The sequence below is a fragment of the Bacillus sp. RCC_6_1 genome, assembly GCF_041360755.1.
Lineage (GTDB): Bacteria > Bacillota > Bacilli > Bacillales > Bacillaceae_G > Bacillus_A > Bacillus_A cereus.
The window spans coordinates 38,621-55,480 of record NZ_JBFUPV010000001.1 but is presented as its reverse complement, the minus strand read 5'-3'; the positions used below and the strand labels follow the sequence as shown (position 1 = coordinate 55,480).

The following is a 16,860-nucleotide window of genomic DNA, read 5'->3' as shown; positions in this document are numbered from 1 at the left end:
TTTTGTATTGGAATTTATCCCACTATTTGCCGGGCAGCCCGATTGGTTCAACTAATAATCAGTGGGGGATGAATAAAACCACTACTGATTAAAGTTTCACTTTATGAGAAGTCATTTTTCGTTAGTATGTAATATTAAGCTTGAACAATTAATAAGGATGAATTGTTGATGTTTTTTAGTACTGATAAAGGGGTGGAGAAATGAAGGGAAGAAATCATTTTATTGTTTGTATGTTTTTATTGTTTTTCACATTTAGTTTTATTGGTGTTCAGAAAATAATAGCAGAAGAAGTTGAATTTTCAGGAACAACAGCTCCATTGAATGTAAATGTTAGAGAGGCAAAAAGTTTAAATGCAAATATTGTAGATGTGATTCCCGGAAATACAAAAGTATCTTTTAAAGGATGGGAGTATGGTGAAGCGGTTAAAGATTACTGGACAGGAAATTTAGATAATCGTTGGTTTTATTATTTTAAAGATGGAAAAAAAGTATATGTAACGTCAGCGTATATTAATGGAAATCCCCCAAGTACACCAACAGACCGTAAATTATCTGTACCTAACATATTACAAGAAAGATCAAATTGGTGTTGGGCAGGCACTTCGGTTTCAGTTTTAAATTATTTTGGGAAAACTCCTTCACAAGATCAGTACGTTAGGTATGTTAAGGGTGGATCATATAATAATCCTGCAACTTCACGTGAAATACAATATGGATTATCGGGATATGGTGTTAGCTCAGCTATAAGTTCTGGAGCAAAATCTTATGATTGGTTCAAAAGTCAAATTAATAGTAATCAGCCGATGATTGCACTCATTATGTGGCAAAATGGAGCTAACATCGGACACTTTCTAGTACTTGATGGATTTTATAAAGGGACAAATGGAACAGATTATATAACATACATGGACCCTTGGTATGGTGATCATTATAATCATAATTTCAGTACGTTCCATAACAATAATAATTTTTGGTGGAGTGAAACTGTTTATAATATCCATGCAAACTAATAATATTAAAAGCGGGGGTTCATAAATGGGAAAACTACTTAAGCTTGTGATACTGTGCATGTGCTTAATGACCGTTATTATTTTCGCTAGTAAAATTAGTTATGCATCAAAAAATAAAAGTGAATCAGTACAATCGATCGCATTAAAAGATTATCAATATAGTAAGGGAAGTTCTTCTGAAAATTTAAGTTTTGAAAAAATAACAACATCTCCATTTTCGTTACCAATCTATGAAACAATTCCAGCACAGCAAATTTTAAATAGCTCTGAATTTAAGAATTTACTATTACCAACAAATGAAAAGCTGTGGTTTATTATGAAGGGTGAGCAGCCAGAAGGACTAATTGTTGCGAATGATACTGAACCGATTCGAACGGGCGGAGAAAATAGAAGTAAAGATTTATATGGATTATATAAAGCAATAAAAAATAATACAAATGAAACAAAAGATATTAGTTATTTCGAATTTGAAGGGCAAGGAATATTGGTAGTAAATCAAAATAATGATCAAGAAATATACCTTAGTAAAGGTGCCGCTGCCATATTAAAACTTCCTGCTGGTCAAAAAGTATTGAGCAGTGAAGTAATACAGAAAATGAAAGAGAGAATTGTAACTGGTTTTGAATAGTGGTAATATCTGATTTTTTTTTGTTTATACAAGGTTGAATAGGGAACAGGATCAATGGTAGCATTAGGGCATCTTTACTGTTTGAAACCTAATAGTGTATATAAAAAGGTTAGAGAAGTTAATTCTCTAACCTTTTTATATTAATGTCTGAAATTTAAAAAGTGATGGAGTAAACCAAATAATAAAAGTTTGTCTGCTCTTCTATTTTTATTTGCAATTTAAACTCGTTATATTCAGCTATCTATTGTACAACCTTTTTACATAGCTGAATTTTTTTATTTGAAAATAAGGGTGCATCTATAAAACCATAATGATAAACTAAAATACCTAATTCCACTCTAGAATTAATATGCCATTTTTCTTTAATATGATTAATTATCGTTGAAATTCTTCGAGGGGTAACATATATTTTTTTTGAAATTTCTGCATCTGTGTATCCTTTTGCTACATAAATAGCCACTTCTAACTCTCTTTCGGTCAACATTCTTTTCATAAAATACGCTCCTTCGAAATTATTTATATAAAAATCAAAAGAAACTATTAAAAGAAATAAAGGTGAAAAATCATATTTATTTTAATCCGGCTATTTGCGGGTAGTAAGACTCCGACCTCAAAATTTAGATGTGGCAAAGAAGTCGGACTCCCTGTAAAAGCCTGCCTGGGGTGGACTAATAATCAGTGGGGGTGAATAAAACGCACATTGATTATTAGTGAACCATACTTTAATAATTTCTCGTATTGTGATACAAGTTTGTAAAAGAAACTATAAATCCATATAATTAGTAATTGTAACTATATCAATTTTACATTACATTAAAAGTTGGAAAATATTCTTATACTCATAAAGTGTTACATTTGAGGGAGGAAAGATGGAATTCTACAATCTTGGTATTATTATTAAAGAACTTAGAAAGAAAAAAAACATGTCACAATCTGAATTATGTCATGGAATATGTTCACAAAGTCAAATTAGTAAGATAGAAAAAGGTATTATTTATCCATCTAGCATATTGTTGTATCAATTATCTGAAAGACTTGGTATTGATCCAAATTATATATTCGCACTAACCAAAAATAAAAAAATAAAATATATTGAAAATGTAAAATGTGTAATGAGAGATTGTGTAAAACAAAAACAATATAATGAGCTTTATGAAATAGTAAAAAAAGAGAAAAATGATAATAATTTCCAATCAAAAGAGGATAAACAATTTTTATTATGGCATGAAGCGATTGCTATATATTATGTAAATGGAGCAACAAGTAATGCTTTTGACATTTTAAATAGAGCACTAAAACAAACCTTAAGTAGTACTAACTTTTTATCAGAAAAAGAAATAAGCATAATGAATTCAATTGCTATAATACATGCAGAAAATGAAGAGTATGAGAAAAGTATAAATATATTAAAACAAAGTTTAATTAATTTTAATAAGATAGAATTTCCTAGAGAAAAAGAAATCAAATTAAGACTCATTCATACGTTAACAAAATGTTTACACCTTGCAAATCAATATGAAGAAGCAATAAAGTATAGTGAAATAGGTATAAAATTAGCCATAAATATGAATACTTTATACTTATTAGGTGAATTGTTTTTTGAAAAAGGTGCAATTTTATTGAAAGTTCAGCACTCTAATGAAGTTGGTTTAACAGACATAAAAAAAGCATTATTTATATTTGAACTAACTGAAAGAAAACAATATATAAAAATGATCAAGGAAAAATATATTAAAAATCAAGAATAAACAAGAAAGAATTTTAACATAAACTATTCCTAATTGTTATTTATTTCTAAAAAAAGTACTGTAATACGAACTATTCCTAATTGTTGTTTATTGCTAAAATGAATACCGTAATATTAGATAAATATAAAGGGTGGCATTTTATGAAATCAAGAGGAATTACTCGTAAAGCAGATAGTATGGGGCGTATTGTTATTCCAATGGAAATAAGACGGAGTTTAGGAATTGTAGAAAAAGATTCTCTTGAAATGTTTATAGAAGAGGATCAGATTATTTTACGAAAATATCAATCTCCAAGAGCTTGTGCACTTACAGGAGATATTTCAGACAGCAATATTTCGTTAGCGAATGGGAAGATTATCGTAAGTCCAAACGGGATGGAACTGTTAATAAAGAAGTTACAGCAATATCTTTTAAAGTAAAAGATAAGTAAGAACTTTAAAATAGAATATACTTGGAAAAAGTCCTCTATTCATTTAGGGGGCTTTTTTATTGTTATCAATAAAATTGAGAGGCCGTAGTTGGTTCAATGGAATACGGATTACCTTATAAATAGTCTGACTATTTTTTATAAAAAAACTATTTATTTACATTTTTTTGTTTCGTGTTATATTTTTAATGTTAACATAGTTGTATTGAAAATTCTGATTTTAAAATTAGGAAAACTTTAGAAAATGAAATACTCTTACTTGAATTGAAAATCATATAAACATAGTTTGAAAGTAAAGTATGAAAATGAATCAGATTTTCAAATTAAATTTGCCAAATCAATGGAGGTTCGTGGGGGAAATGTAACTAAGAAGAAATCTCTTATACTCCATGTTTTTTATTTGTAAATCGGTAATTCTAATAGCTCTGACGAAAAGTAAAGGAGTAAAAAAGAAGTGGATAGTTTGTTTAATAGAAGATAGGGTGTAAAAAATAAAACAACGGAGGTTTTATAATGAATAAAGGAATACTGCAGATTACAGAAATTGAAGAAATTACTATTCCGAATCTATTGAAGGATAAAATGAAGAATCTGATAGAAAATGAATTAAAAACTCATAATCCTTATACTTGTGATCAAGAAATAGCAGCATATTTTTCAAAAGAGTGGCTTAATTGTTTGATTGACTATTCAAAGAAAACTCCGAATTCAGACATGAAAAATCTACTACATATGATAAAAATAGCGAATTGTGGTGGGAGCGTACCGCCTATCCTTATTAAAAATACTCCATGTGATCCTATAGAAACACTATTACCTGGGGAAAATCGCAGAGGTTTTAATTATGGTGAAGACGAACACGATAGAATGAAAAAATATTTTTATGCAGAATGGGTCACCTGGCTTTTTGCCACACTTTTTAATTATGATGCTTTAATTCACCCATCCGAACATGCAGGGAAAAATAGATTTCATCTCATTTCACCTTTAAACAACGATGAAGTTTTGCGAAATGTCGGTGCAAGCACCGGTGGCGGGAACTTTTATCAACATAACGATGCCACAGTGTATACAGATATGAAAGACCAATCAGATATTGAAGCAAGATTGAAAACATTCAATACGAATTTAGAAATTGTATCAAATAGACTTAATAAATCCGTGGAACGAATAGTGTCTGAAATTACTTGTGGAAAATTTACTAGAGTTGATGCTCTTTTATTAAAAGGAGTGTTAAATTTAAAAACTCAAACTCATATTGGAACGCCAAAATTACTTCAAAAGCATCTTGAAGAAAATTTCTTCAGTAAAGATGACATATTGGCGATAAGTAAAATGCCTATTGCTCATATCGCAGGAATGGCTGATGGTGAAATATCGGGATTTGTAGGGGAAATAAACCAAATTATATTTTTAGATGATAATGGTGATATTATTGCAACTTGTTTAAATGGAGCAGAGAATAGATTGATTTATGTAGGAGAAAGTGAAGAAGAAAAATTGAAATTTGACATGTTTTTAGAACTCTTACGAACAACGCCTACTTATAAGGTTCCACTTACATCTGAAGATTTATTAATTATCCCAAATTCATACTATGGTAAACAAACAAATGTAACTCATGGTAGAGAAAGGTTATCTGAGGAAGAATATAAAATCCCGATTGGAAATAATAAATACGGAAGAAGAATTGTTTGCAGGCAATACGTTTCCAGCCGATTACGTGATCAGAAAGAAAGTTACTTTAAAGATTTAATTAACTAGTTTAAAGAGAGGAGGGAAGATGGGGAGGTTTGGGGTATAATAGCTCAAGCCTTCCCATATTCTTTGTATGGATTTTACTATTGAATTACTCATACTACTATTTTTAGTAGCTGTATTAGCAGGATGGATAGATACGATTGCTGGAGGCGGTGGTATGATAACTATCCCGATAATGTTATTAGTAGGTATGTCTCCTTCTGTAGCGATAGCAACTAATAAACTGCAAGGGAGTAGCGGAACTCTCATGGCAACAGTGTTTTTTATTAAGAAGAAAGAAATTAATCTTAAAGAAATGCGTTTGTCCATCTTAATGACCTTTTTTGGATCAGTTTTCGGTGGATGGCTTGTTTTACAGATACGAGCAGAATATCTAATTATGATATTACCTTTTTTACTTGTTTTTATTGGCATTTATTTTCTATTATCTCCAAATATAGCAAACGAAGATCGACCGAGAAAAATAAGTATGTTGTTGTTTGCGTTAACAGTGGCTCCGTTACTGGGATTTTATGATGGTTTCTTCGGCCCAGGAACAGGTAGTTTAATTGCTTTAGCATTCATTCTTTTATGTGGATATAGTGCTACACGGGCGACTGCAAATGCTAAGATTTTGAACTTTACAAGTAATTTCGCTGCTTTGTTATATTTTATTATTTTTGGCCAAATCGATTGGACAATTGGGTTGATTATGATGCTTGGTCAAATTATAGGATCATATATTGGAGCGAAGATGGTGCTTACAAAAGGGACGTCATTAATACGACCAATAGTGGTTATTGTTTGCTTTGTTATGGCAATTAAAATTTTTTTACAAAATATAAACTAAATGTAATCAATATATTATTTGTATCGAAGTTAGAATGTTTTCATGTTTTTATTGCAGTATTACGCTGTTTAAGATGTGTTCAAAATTACACAATTTGACTAGTGTAATGTATTGCGTTATGCTTTTTTATAGTATAAAAGAAAGGCTTGAAGATAATGATTCGTCGTTTGAGAAAGCTAAAAAATGTAGCAGTCGTAGTAAGCTTCTAAGTAAATAGCAATATATATAATACTTAGAAGCGAGGAATAAAGTTATGAAGCATCCATTATTTAATCATTGGTCAGAAACAAAGTATATAAAAGATATAGTAACAAATCCACTCATTGAAGTAGGAGAGTACTCCTATTATTCAGGCTATTATAGTCATCAAAATTTTGAAGATGGCTGTGTAAGGTATTTGTGGGGAGATGCTAAGTCCCAAGCACTGTTCAATCCAATTGAACAGATGGGATGGCACCTTGACAAACTTATTATTGGGAATTATGTTTGCATAGCAAGCGGGGTAGTCATTTTAATGGGTGGTAATCATAATCATCACTCAGAATGGATTACAGTATATCCATTCGCTGAGCAAATTAAACAATCATATGAACCTAAGGGAGATACAGTCATTAAAAGTGATGCTTGGATTGGAATGAATGCTATAATAATGCCTGGCGTTACTATTGGTGAAGGTGCAATTGTTGCTGCAGGATCAGTCGTAAGTAAAGATGTTCCGCCGTATACAATAGTTGGTGGAAATCCTGCTAAGGAAATAAAGAAACGATTCACTGATACAGAAATAAACATGTTAATGGAAATGCGTTGGTTTGATTGGGATAGGAAATTGATTGAGAAGGCAATTCCGCTGTTATCTAGTCCATCCATCGAACCATTATTTGCTTTTTATAAAAATGAAGTGAAAAATAAATAAATCAGTTAGAAAAACTACATCCAGTATAGGGTGTAGTTTTTTATTTTTTGTAAATGTGGAACAAATGTATTATTTAGATTGTCTATTAACTGTAATCCTAAAAAATATGAAAGTGTGAATCATTTTGAAAAATATAAGGGGATTAAAAATAAGGATATGTGTGGGAATACAAAATATTAGCGCACATAAAAGTGTCGGATGAGGTGGTCTATATGAAAGCGATTCTAACGTTTTATATGTATATATAATTTGAGAACACTGTCTATTTTTTGCGGGATTATGTTAGAATAACGCTTTTTTTAAGTACAAAGAAATTGGAGGTAACAGAAGTGAAAGGTATGTTTTGCAAGAGAGTTATTGCAATAGTAACAGTGCTTACACTATTTTGTAGCATGGTCGTTACAATTGGAAAAGCAGCAGCGGAAACAGTTCCTGCTATAGACGTTGAAGCAGGATCAGCAATTTTAATAGAAGCAAATTCCGGAAAAATTTTATATGAAAAAAATGCAGATGAATCATTGGCAATTGCTAGTATGACAAAAATGATGAGCGAATACTTAGTTCATGAAGCGGTGGATAAAGGAAAACTTAAATGGGATCAAAAAGTTAAAATCTCTGAATATGCACATAAGATTTCGCAAGATCGTTCACTATCAAATGTTCCATTAGAAAATGGTGGCTCTTATACGGTAAAAGAGTTATATGAGGCAATGGCAATTTACTCTGCAAATGGTGCAACAATTGCTTTAGTTGAACAGATTGCTGGTAAAGAAGTCAATTTTGTAAAAATGATGAACGATAAGTCGAAAGAGTTTGGTATGAAAGACTATAAATTTGTAAACTCTACCGGCTTAACAAATCAAGATTTAAAAGGATATCATCTAGAAGGGACAACTCTAGACGAGAAAAATAAAATGTCTGCAAGGGATTGTGCAATTTTAGCACAACGTCTTATTCAAGATTTTCCCCAAATATTAAATACAGCAAAAATTCCTAAAAAAACATTCCAAGAGGGTGGTAAATATCCAATTGATATGGCGAACTTTAACTGGATGTTAAAAGGTTTAATTAAGCAATATGAAGGTGTAGATGGTTTGAAAACAGGAACGACTCCAGAAGCGGGAGATTGTTTCACTGGTACAGTAGAAAGAAATGGTATGCGCCTAATTTCTGTAGTGATAAAAGCAAAATCTCATACGGCACGTTTTGATGAAACAAAGAAATTATACGATTATGGATTTGCAAATTTTGAAGTGAAGAATGTCTACGGAAAAGATTCAGTAGTAAAAGGGCATGAAACAGTTCGAGTAGCAAATGCAAAAGAAAAAGATGTAGTAGTTCAAATGAAACAAGCTGTTTCGCTTCCAATGCCGAAGGGCAATAAAGACATTTATAAAAAAGAATTTAAAGTATCGAATAGGGAACAAGAAGCGCCTATTAAAAAAGGTGTAACAATTAGTAAAATGATTATCTCGTCTAAAGATAATACAGATCCTGGGTTCTTATCAGGTAATTCATTACAAATAGACCTTGTAACAAAATCTGATGTGGAACAAGCAAATTGGCTTACACGTTTTATACGTAAAACAGGATCTTTTTTTAGTGGTATGTGGGATCGTACGATTGATATAGTAAAAAGCTAATTTTATAGGATACAACTAAATATTAGTTTGAAACAAAAGGTTTCAAAGCACTATAGATTCTTATGTGGATAGCTTGGAATGTCAGGGTGTAATTTTTCCTTCTTACTTTGTGCATTGCAATGACACTACTTTTTTCTATAGTTTCGTATCATGTAATCGAAAAGAAATGTATCAACTGGGCAAAACAAATAACAACAAATTTTTTGAAAAAAGTATAATTCCTAGGGAGATTTTATTTCTTTAGTAAATATACGAATATGACCGATTCCTTAGTATACTTGGGAATCGGTCAATTTTGGATTCTAAATGTAAATATAGTAAAGTGAAATATAATTGAAATCGAAAACCACTTAGAAATAACAATTACGGTGTGAGCTATTGTATAGTATAGATATGTTTAAAAATAAAGGGGGAATACATATGTGGAAGCGATTTGTAGCAATTGGTGATAGTTTTACAGAGGGGATAGGGGATGAAGTTGAGGGAATTGCATTAAAAAGCTGGGTAGATCATTTTGTTCAACTGTGTGAAAAAGATATAGAATATGCCAATTTTGCAAAGCGTGGGTTAGTAACTGAAGAAATTCGCTTGCAGCAATTGGAAAAGGCGTTAACTTTTAATCCAGATTTGGTTAGTCTCATTGCAGGGGCAAACGATGTTTTAAAAGGACGTTGGAATCATGATGCATATAAGAACGATATGGAATTTATGATAGATACATTAAGTAAAGCAGGGGCTGATATTATTATAGCAAACCTTCCTGATTTTACAGTTAGGCTTCCTTTTGCTTCTGAAAAAAAACAAGAAATAAAAGAACAATTATTAGAGGCAAATGAAGTTATACATTCACTGAGCAGAGAGTATAAGCTTCATCATGTTGATTTTTGGAATCATCATTTAGTTAATGACAATACGCTTTGGTCTAAGGATTTAATTCATCCAAACTCAAAAGGATATGTAAAAGTGGCTGAATTGATTTTTAGTAGTTTGCCTGTACAGAAGACAAAATAATAGTTTGCAATGTAACGAATATGATATTAAGTGTATGAAGCTATGTTTTTTAGTAAATGGAAAGAACTAAACATTTAGCAAACAAAGCGTTTCTACGATATATTTCTACAGTAGTGCACAAATACAGAATCACAAAGAAAGATCACTTATGGAAATAGGTGGTCTTTAAATGTTTTTATAACTAAATTAGTATATACTGTATTACTAACAATTTCGTACTACATAAAAATTAAGTTCTCTTATAGAAAAACTGATTTTATATTATCTTAAAATATAATAACATGTTCAAATGATATTTTGGGTATGTATCCTAATTGTGAATGATGTGTAATTTTTTTTGAAGTATAAATATCCAATAAATAAAATAGGTAGTAGGTGCAGAAGTATTAATACTATATTATTCAATTCTTGTTATGAGTACATTAGTGATTGGTAATATTATATTTTTATTATCAACTTTAGTTATTGGAATTAATTTGCATAGAAAATATGTAGGATAAGAAAAAATAAATATACTTTATTGTATATTTATTTTTTTGTTTAGTAGGATTTATAGTCTCTATAAACTATTATGTTAATAAAATTAAAAAACTTAATTCTTGATATCCTTATGGCTAAAGCTATCTATAAAATGACAATATAACTAAATAATTGTTTGGTATGATTTGTGGATTTAGTTTTTTATCCGAATTTTCTGATTCAAATATTTCAACTTTATGAATATAGTAGGTGAAATATTTGTGTGATAGTATTTGAGATAGAAAAAAGCCAACTTTAAAAAGGATGTGAATTGAATGTGCAAACGACTGTAAAGGGTTATATTAAGGAAACGTTTAGCTGTTATTAGTGTAAGGTAAAGAAATATTTTGTAACAGTTGATATAAAAATGAAGAAATAGGTACGCTTTCGTTTGTCTGACTATTTTAAATATATGAAAAACAAGAGTGGTTTGAGTTTTGACGAAGTTAAATTCTAGGTGAGATGTCAATAATGATTAATTAAGTTTAATAAAGAGGTACCTTATACGCAAAAGCGTTTATATTAGTAACCTAAGGAGCTTGCTTTTATGAAAACTACTGATTCAAAAGGCCTATTAGGAAATAGGGTTTATTTACAAGTTTTCTCTGCCTATTCATTGCTTATGCTTGGTGTTTTTATTGATATGTTAGCGATTATGACTATAGTTGGGTTTGAATGGGAAGTAGATCCTACTATGATTGGATTGATTCCTGTTGCATATGCACTTCCTGGAATTATTTTTGGCTCATGGGCAGGTGTTATTGCAGATCGTTTTAGAAAAATTCCAATTATGATGTTCTGTAATCTAATGGTTGGTCTAATAACAATTGCTCTTTTATTTGTACAAGATATCCACTGGCTCTTAGTGGCATTAATGATTCGTTCCATTTTTATTGTTTTCTATTATCCTGCACAGCAAACACTAACAAGACAGATTGTATCCCCGGACTTGCTTACTAAAGCAGTAAGTATCAACGGAATAGTAGAGCAGGGTACAAAGATAGTAGGCCCACTTATAGGGGGCATGTTGCTGAGCTGGTTTCAACCAGAGTTCTGCCTCATTATAAGAGCTATAAGTTGTTTATTAGCTACCTTAGTTCTCATACCCACAATAAAATTTAAAGAAACTATATCGAAAGAATTTGTTGAAAAGCAAAAACAAAGTACTTGGACCGCTTGGGTACAAGGGTGGGGTTATGTGTTATCTAATCGGATAATATTATCAACCATGATTTTCGTTACAATAGCCATGGCGGTATTACAATTAGTAGACTCACAATTCCCAACTTTATTTAAGAGCTTATTCCCACATGATAAAAGTAAAATGGGATATATCATTTCTATTATTGGTCTTGGCGGAATACTTGGTGCATTACTAACTCAGAAATTAAAACAATTTCAATATGGCTGGGTAGTATGTGGAGGTATGGTTTTAATGGGAATTGGTTTTGGGGGGATTGGTTTGATAACGCCCGGTACGGTCTTCGTTTTAGCCTATTTAATTAGTTTTATCGCTGGTATCGGAAGTGGGCTGATGCTTGTATCTAATCAAGTCATTTTACAAATAGAATCGGATCAAGATCAAGTAGGAAGAGTATTTGGTATTCAAAGCAGTTTAACAAATGCAGTTTTAATTATTTCTCCTGCTATGAGTGGTCCATTAGTGCATTTGTTTGGAGTAACTCAACTCTATGTTTATGGAGGGATTGGGCTTGTTATTATTGGAGTAATTGGAGTTTCACTGCAGAAATATTTATGGGGTAAACATAAACACGAACCTATAAGAGCAAATAATTTTTGAAGGGAAGATTTTTATGACCAATGAGGAATGTTATCCATTAAGCCATCCACAGCGAAGAATATGGTATACAGAAGTTATTCATTCTGATAAAGGAATATGTAATTTAAGATTTTTATTTAAACTTCATCGGAAAATGAACTATTCAAAATTAAACCAAGTTGTGAATCGCGTTATCAGTGAAAATGACGGTCTGTGCATTAGGTTAAAAGAAAATGGGCATCAGGAACCGAAACAATATTTTATTAAACATGAAGAACAAGAATTTGAGTTTTTTGATTTCAGTAATGTGGAGAATACAAATTTGCTTGAGGAATGGATTGAGCAGAAAACAAAAGAAACGTTTACATTATTTAATTCCAATTTATACTATTTCGCTTTAATAAAATTAAACGATAATGAATGTGCAGTCTTTGGAAATGTTCATCATATTATTATGGATGGTTTATCAATTCAAATATTTACTGAGCAGATTGCAAAATATTATTATGACATGCATAACGAGAATGAGGAAGGCGAAATTAAAAATTCATATGTTCAATTTCTGACCAATGAACAAACATACTTGAATAGTAGTCGTTTTCAAAAAGATCAAAAATTTTGGTTAGAGGAATTTAAAACACTGCCATCTATGACCGGGTTGAAGCCTTATAATACGTACCAAGTTGGTACCAAAGCATCACGTGAGACGTTTATATTAACGGAGCATTTGAAGAGAAAGATAGAAAAATTTTCTGAAGATTACAAATTTGGTTTATACACCCTTTTTGTTGCTGCTTTCTCGTTGTCCATGTATCGGTGGACCTCATCGCTTGATATTGGTTTAGGAATGGCTTACGGCAACCGTATGACTAAAATGGAACGAAAATTGATTGGAATGATGGTGAGTACAGTTCCTTTAAGAATGGATATTGATCCAGAAGAAGAAGTACTTTCATTTATTAGTAGGGTGTCCAGAAAACAAAGTAAATCATTAAGACACCAGAAATATCCATTTGATTTGTTATTAAAGCAGATGAATAAAGAGAATAACAGTAATGTGAGACTTTTCGGAACTACGATTGATTATAGGGATCGTGATGAAAGTGGTGACTCACTATGGATTCCAAACCGTGAAGAAGTACAAGATTTTGCAGTGCATATTGAAAATCTAATTGATATAGACTCTTTACATGTACATATTGATTATCGTGAGGAGCTATTTTCTAAGGAAGAGATAAAACGGTTTTTTAACGTGATGTTAGTGATAATGGAAAACACTTTTGAAAACCCAAAGCAGAAGGTGGCTGAAATAGAAATCATTTCTGAGGAAGATAAAAGAAAAAGTTTAGTTGAGTTCAACAATCCTAAACTGGATGTCCCGCCTCAAGTAACTATTCATGAAATGTTCGAACGGCAAGCGATGATTTATCCAAATGCTATTGCAGTTACGTATGAAAAAGAAAAAATTACTTATAAGGAGCTTAATGGACGTGCAAACCAGTTAGCTCATTATCTGCAGAAAAAAGGAGTAGGACCTGATACTTTAGTTGGACTGTGCGTTGAACGTTCCCACGAGATGATTGTAGGTATTTTAGGGATTTTGAAGGCTGGTGGGGCTTATGTCCCACTTGATCCAACATATCCAGAGCAACGACTTCAATATATTTTAGAAGATGCTAGCATTCAGTTATTCGTAACGCAAGAAAGTTTAAAAGAATTGAACTGGTTACCAGAAAATGTTGAGTCGATTTGCCTGGATCGTGATCAAGATGAGATTGGGAAAGAAAGTAAGACTTTGCCGGTTTCTAGTGTCGGTCCCAAAAATCTGGCATATGTAATCTATACTTCGGGATCAACGGGAAATCCAAAGGGCGTTATGATAGAACATCACAATGTCATTCGGTTATTTAAATCGACGGATTGTTGGTATCAGTTTAATGAAAAAGATACTTGGACGCTTTTTCATTCGTATGCATTTGATTTCTCAGTATGGGAAATTTGGGGAGCGTTATTATATGGTGGAAAATTAGTTGTTGTTCCGTACTGGATTAGTCGATCACCTAAGGATTTTTATCAATTATTGGTGGAGGAAGAAGTCACAGTTCTAAATCAGACACCTTCCGCATTTCGACAATTAATACAAGTGTGTGAACAAGAAGATAAGAATAAAAATTTGCAGCTGCGTTATGTCATATTTGGCGGAGAAGCGTTAGAACCTACTAGCTTGTTACCGTGGTTTCAAAGGTATGGGGAGAAAAACCCACAGTTAATTAATATGTATGGAATTACAGAAACTACAGTTCATGTTACATATTATCCAATTACTTTAGATGATGTGCAGCAGGCTTCAAGAAGTAATATTGGAAAGCGGATTCCCGATTTAGAAGTGTATATACTAGACGCTTATCAACAACCTGTTCCTATAGGTGTTGATGGTGAACTTTATATTGGCGGGGCAGGGCTTGCACGTGGGTATTTAAATAGACCTGAATTAACAGCAGAGCGTTTTATATCTCATCCATTTAGTAGTGATCTGAAAGCAAGATTATACCGGACAGGAGACTTAGCGAGGTATTTGCCAGATGGGAATCTAGATTATCGTGGAAGAATTGATCATCAGGTTAAAATACGTGGTTTCCGAATTGAGATTGGGGAAATTGAGTCTACTTTACATACATATGCATATGTAAAAGAGGTAGTTGTAATTGTAAGAGAAGATCAGCCAGGCGATAAACGATTAGTAGCATATGTTGTAGGAGATGGAAATGTAGATGCGTGGAGAGAGTATCTTAAAGCGAAACTACCAAGTTATATGGTTCCTTCGGGATTTGTGGCGATGGAAGCTATTCCACTTACAGCTAACGGTAAAGTTGATCGTGAGGCCTTACCTATGCCGGAGGAAACGCAGATTAATAGTGAATGTGTTGGCCCTCGGAATAGTAACGAACAGATACTAACTACCATTTGGAAGAGAGTATTAGGTGTTAAAAAGGTGGGAATCTATGATAATTTCTTTGAAATTGGTGGCGACTCGATTCTCAGTATTCAAATCATATCTCAAGCAAGTCAAGTGGGGTTAAAACTTACTCCAAAGCAAATGTTTGAATGCCCAACTATCGCTGAGCTGGCACAAGTGGCTATAGAAACGCAGGGAGTACAAGCGGAGCAGGGAATTGTGATAGGTGATGTGCCTCTTACTCCAATTCAGTGCTGGTTCTTCGAGCAAGAACATCCACATACAGAGCATTGGAATCAATCAATGCTTTTAAGAGTAAAAGAAAGATTGGATGTGAAATTACTAGAGGGAGCGATATTAAATTTACTGAAACATCATGATGCTTTACGTTTCCGGTACGAACAGTTACCAAACGGAACGTGGAGGCAGAGAAATGAAGGGACTGATGAGCTGTCAGTACTCCATGTTGTAAAACGGAATCAAGTTAATGAAAAAGAGTGGAATAAAATAATACAAGAAGAGATGAATATTCATCAAGCTAGTTTCAATTTAATTACTGGTCCGTTAATGAAAGTAGTGTACTTTGAAGATAACTTGACTGAAAATGATCGAATATTCTGGGTGATACATCATTTAGTAGTAGATGGAGTGTCATGGAGGATTCTATTGGAAGATTTACAGTTGGTATATAACCAGATGAAACAAGGTCAAGAAATTCGCTTACCTGCGAAAAGTACATCTTTTAAAGAATGGTCTGAACGACTTCAGACATACAGTGATTCGGGTATTTCAAAAGAAGTAAAGGATTATTGGAATGAACAAGTAGAAAAAGAAACGATGAAAATTCCAATGGACTATCCAATACAAGAAACGACAGAAGAATCGATTGATCAAGTGACGAGGACTTTAGGAATAGAAGAAACACAAGCATTGTTTCACGAAGTTCTAGTCACTCATAAGACAAGGATTGATGAGGTACTATTAACGGCATTAGGACAAGCTATCGTCGATTGTACAAATCAGCAAACCGTTTCTATTCATCTAGAAGGACACGGGAGAGAAGAGATGATTGAAGGTATTGATTTATCAAGGACAGTGGGCTGGTTCACGAGTATTTATCCCGTTCATCTCAATTTTCAAGGAACTCAGACACCTATTGAAGGGTTAAAGGCAGTCAAAGAGCAATTGCGTCGAATCCCAAATCGCGGAGTTGACTATGGTATTTTACGTTACTTGAATAAAGGATTACTTCCGTTTTATCAGCAAAAGCCTTCAATAAGCTTTAACTATTTGGGCCAATTTGATCAGGTGTTTTCAAGGGACTCTTTGTTTATGCAAGAGACAGGATTTACATTTTTAGATCATGCTCCAGATTCCAAACCATCTCATCTAATTGATGTTATCGGAATGGTGAAAGATGAAAAGTTACATTTTATTTGGATGTATAGTAGGGAACAGTTTTCTAAATTAAAAATTCAAGTGATAGCAGATGGTATGTTGAGGCATCTTCGTCAACTTATAAATAAACCAACAACAGAGTCTGCTTTTACGGTATCAGATTTTGCTGATGCAGAGGATCTTACGGAAGAAAGCTTGAGCAAAGTATTACTTAAATTAACAAAGAAGAGGGTGTAA

At 32.4% G+C, this 16,860-nt stretch carries 12 protein-coding genes and 1 pseudogene; 12 read left to right on the top strand and 1 reads right to left on the bottom strand.

What is annotated here, in order from left to right:
• Positions 1-200: 200 nt before the first annotated feature.
• Positions 201-1,010 (top strand): papain-like cysteine protease family protein, encoded by an 810-nt coding sequence (locus tag AB6801_RS00170; protein WP_000678509.1) that lies wholly within the window; start codon positions 201-203, stop codon positions 1,008-1,010.
• A 25-nt stretch (positions 1,011-1,035) separates the two neighbouring features.
• Entirely contained in the window at positions 1,036-1,638 is a 603-nt protein-coding gene (locus tag AB6801_RS00165) for a hypothetical protein (RefSeq protein ID WP_000517260.1), read from the top strand.
• A 241-nt stretch (positions 1,639-1,879) separates the two neighbouring features.
• Here AB6801_RS00165 and AB6801_RS00160 read toward each other — a convergent pair whose 3' ends face one another.
• Positions 1,880-2,131, bottom strand: a complete 252-nt coding sequence (locus tag AB6801_RS00160; RefSeq protein ID WP_000827560.1) for a response regulator transcription factor — start codon at positions 2,129-2,131, stop codon at positions 1,880-1,882.
• 376 nt (positions 2,132-2,507) lie between these two features.
• On the opposite strand from AB6801_RS00160, the gene AB6801_RS00155 reads away from it, so the two are divergent.
• From AB6801_RS00155 to AB6801_RS00110, 10 genes and pseudogenes are all read left to right on the top strand, one after another.
• Positions 2,508-3,386, top strand: a complete 879-nt coding sequence (locus AB6801_RS00155; RefSeq protein WP_000397984.1) for a helix-turn-helix domain-containing protein — start codon at positions 2,508-2,510, stop codon at positions 3,384-3,386.
• A gap of 140 nt (positions 3,387-3,526) precedes the next feature.
• Complete coding sequence (locus AB6801_RS00150; RefSeq protein WP_000842216.1) at positions 3,527-3,805, top strand: AbrB/MazE/SpoVT family DNA-binding domain-containing protein; 279 nt, start codon at positions 3,527-3,529, stop codon at positions 3,803-3,805.
• Between the two features lie 521 nt (positions 3,806-4,326).
• Positions 4,327-5,577, top strand: coding sequence for a hypothetical protein (locus AB6801_RS00145; RefSeq protein WP_097797146.1), 1,251 nt, complete (start codon positions 4,327-4,329; stop codon positions 5,575-5,577).
• A gap of 67 nt (positions 5,578-5,644) precedes the next feature.
• A complete protein-coding gene (locus AB6801_RS00140; protein WP_000347987.1) occupies positions 5,645-6,403 on the top strand; it encodes a TSUP family transporter in 759 nt (252 codons plus the stop codon).
• Between the two features lie 253 nt (positions 6,404-6,656).
• Complete coding sequence (locus AB6801_RS00135; protein WP_000682538.1) at positions 6,657-7,316, top strand: CatB-related O-acetyltransferase; 660 nt, start codon at positions 6,657-6,659, stop codon at positions 7,314-7,316.
• 329 nt (positions 7,317-7,645) lie between these two features.
• Positions 7,646-8,959: a D-alanyl-D-alanine carboxypeptidase family protein gene (locus AB6801_RS00130; protein WP_097999484.1), complete on the top strand. Its 1,314-nt coding sequence runs from the start codon at positions 7,646-7,648 to the stop codon at positions 8,957-8,959.
• A 92-nt stretch (positions 8,960-9,051) separates the two neighbouring features.
• Positions 9,052-9,177: pseudogene (locus AB6801_RS00125) on the top strand (acyltransferase family protein); the annotation flags it as partial.
• Positions 9,178-9,379: 202 nt separating this feature from the next.
• Positions 9,380-9,970 carry an SGNH/GDSL hydrolase family protein gene (locus AB6801_RS00120; protein WP_000265873.1) on the top strand — a complete coding sequence of 197 codons (591 nt, stop codon included), beginning with the start codon at positions 9,380-9,382 and terminating at the stop codon, positions 9,968-9,970.
• A 1,066-nt stretch (positions 9,971-11,036) separates the two neighbouring features.
• Positions 11,037-12,290, top strand: coding sequence for an MFS transporter (locus AB6801_RS00115; protein ID WP_000858614.1), 1,254 nt, complete (start codon positions 11,037-11,039; stop codon positions 12,288-12,290).
• 13 nt (positions 12,291-12,303) lie between these two features.
• Positions 12,304-16,860: a non-ribosomal peptide synthetase gene (locus tag AB6801_RS00110; protein ID WP_097999485.1), complete on the top strand. Its 4,557-nt coding sequence runs from the start codon at positions 12,304-12,306 to the stop codon at positions 16,858-16,860.

Bases quoted from the DNA above. Each gene is read 5' to 3' on its own strand.
- AB6801_RS00170 (WP_000678509.1), top strand. From the start codon at position 201: ATGAAGGGAAGAAATCATTTTATTGTTTGTATGTTTTTATTGTTTTTC.
- AB6801_RS00165 (WP_000517260.1), top strand. From the start codon at position 1,036: ATGGGAAAACTACTTAAGCTTGTGATACTGTGCATGTGCTTAATGACC.
- AB6801_RS00160 (WP_000827560.1), bottom strand. From the start codon at position 2,131: ATGAAAAGAATGTTGACCGAAAGAGAGTTAGAAGTGGCTATTTATGTA.
- AB6801_RS00155 (WP_000397984.1), top strand. From the start codon at position 2,508: ATGGAATTCTACAATCTTGGTATTATTATTAAAGAACTTAGAAAGAAA.
- AB6801_RS00150 (WP_000842216.1), top strand. From the start codon at position 3,527: ATGAAATCAAGAGGAATTACTCGTAAAGCAGATAGTATGGGGCGTATT.
- AB6801_RS00145 (WP_097797146.1), top strand. From the start codon at position 4,327: ATGAATAAAGGAATACTGCAGATTACAGAAATTGAAGAAATTACTATT.
- AB6801_RS00140 (WP_000347987.1), top strand. From the start codon at position 5,645: ATGGATTTTACTATTGAATTACTCATACTACTATTTTTAGTAGCTGTA.
- AB6801_RS00135 (WP_000682538.1), top strand. From the start codon at position 6,657: ATGAAGCATCCATTATTTAATCATTGGTCAGAAACAAAGTATATAAAA.
- AB6801_RS00120 (WP_000265873.1), top strand. From the start codon at position 9,380: ATGTGGAAGCGATTTGTAGCAATTGGTGATAGTTTTACAGAGGGGATA.
- AB6801_RS00115 (WP_000858614.1), top strand. From the start codon at position 11,037: ATGAAAACTACTGATTCAAAAGGCCTATTAGGAAATAGGGTTTATTTA.
- AB6801_RS00110 (WP_097999485.1), top strand. From the start codon at position 12,304: ATGACCAATGAGGAATGTTATCCATTAAGCCATCCACAGCGAAGAATA.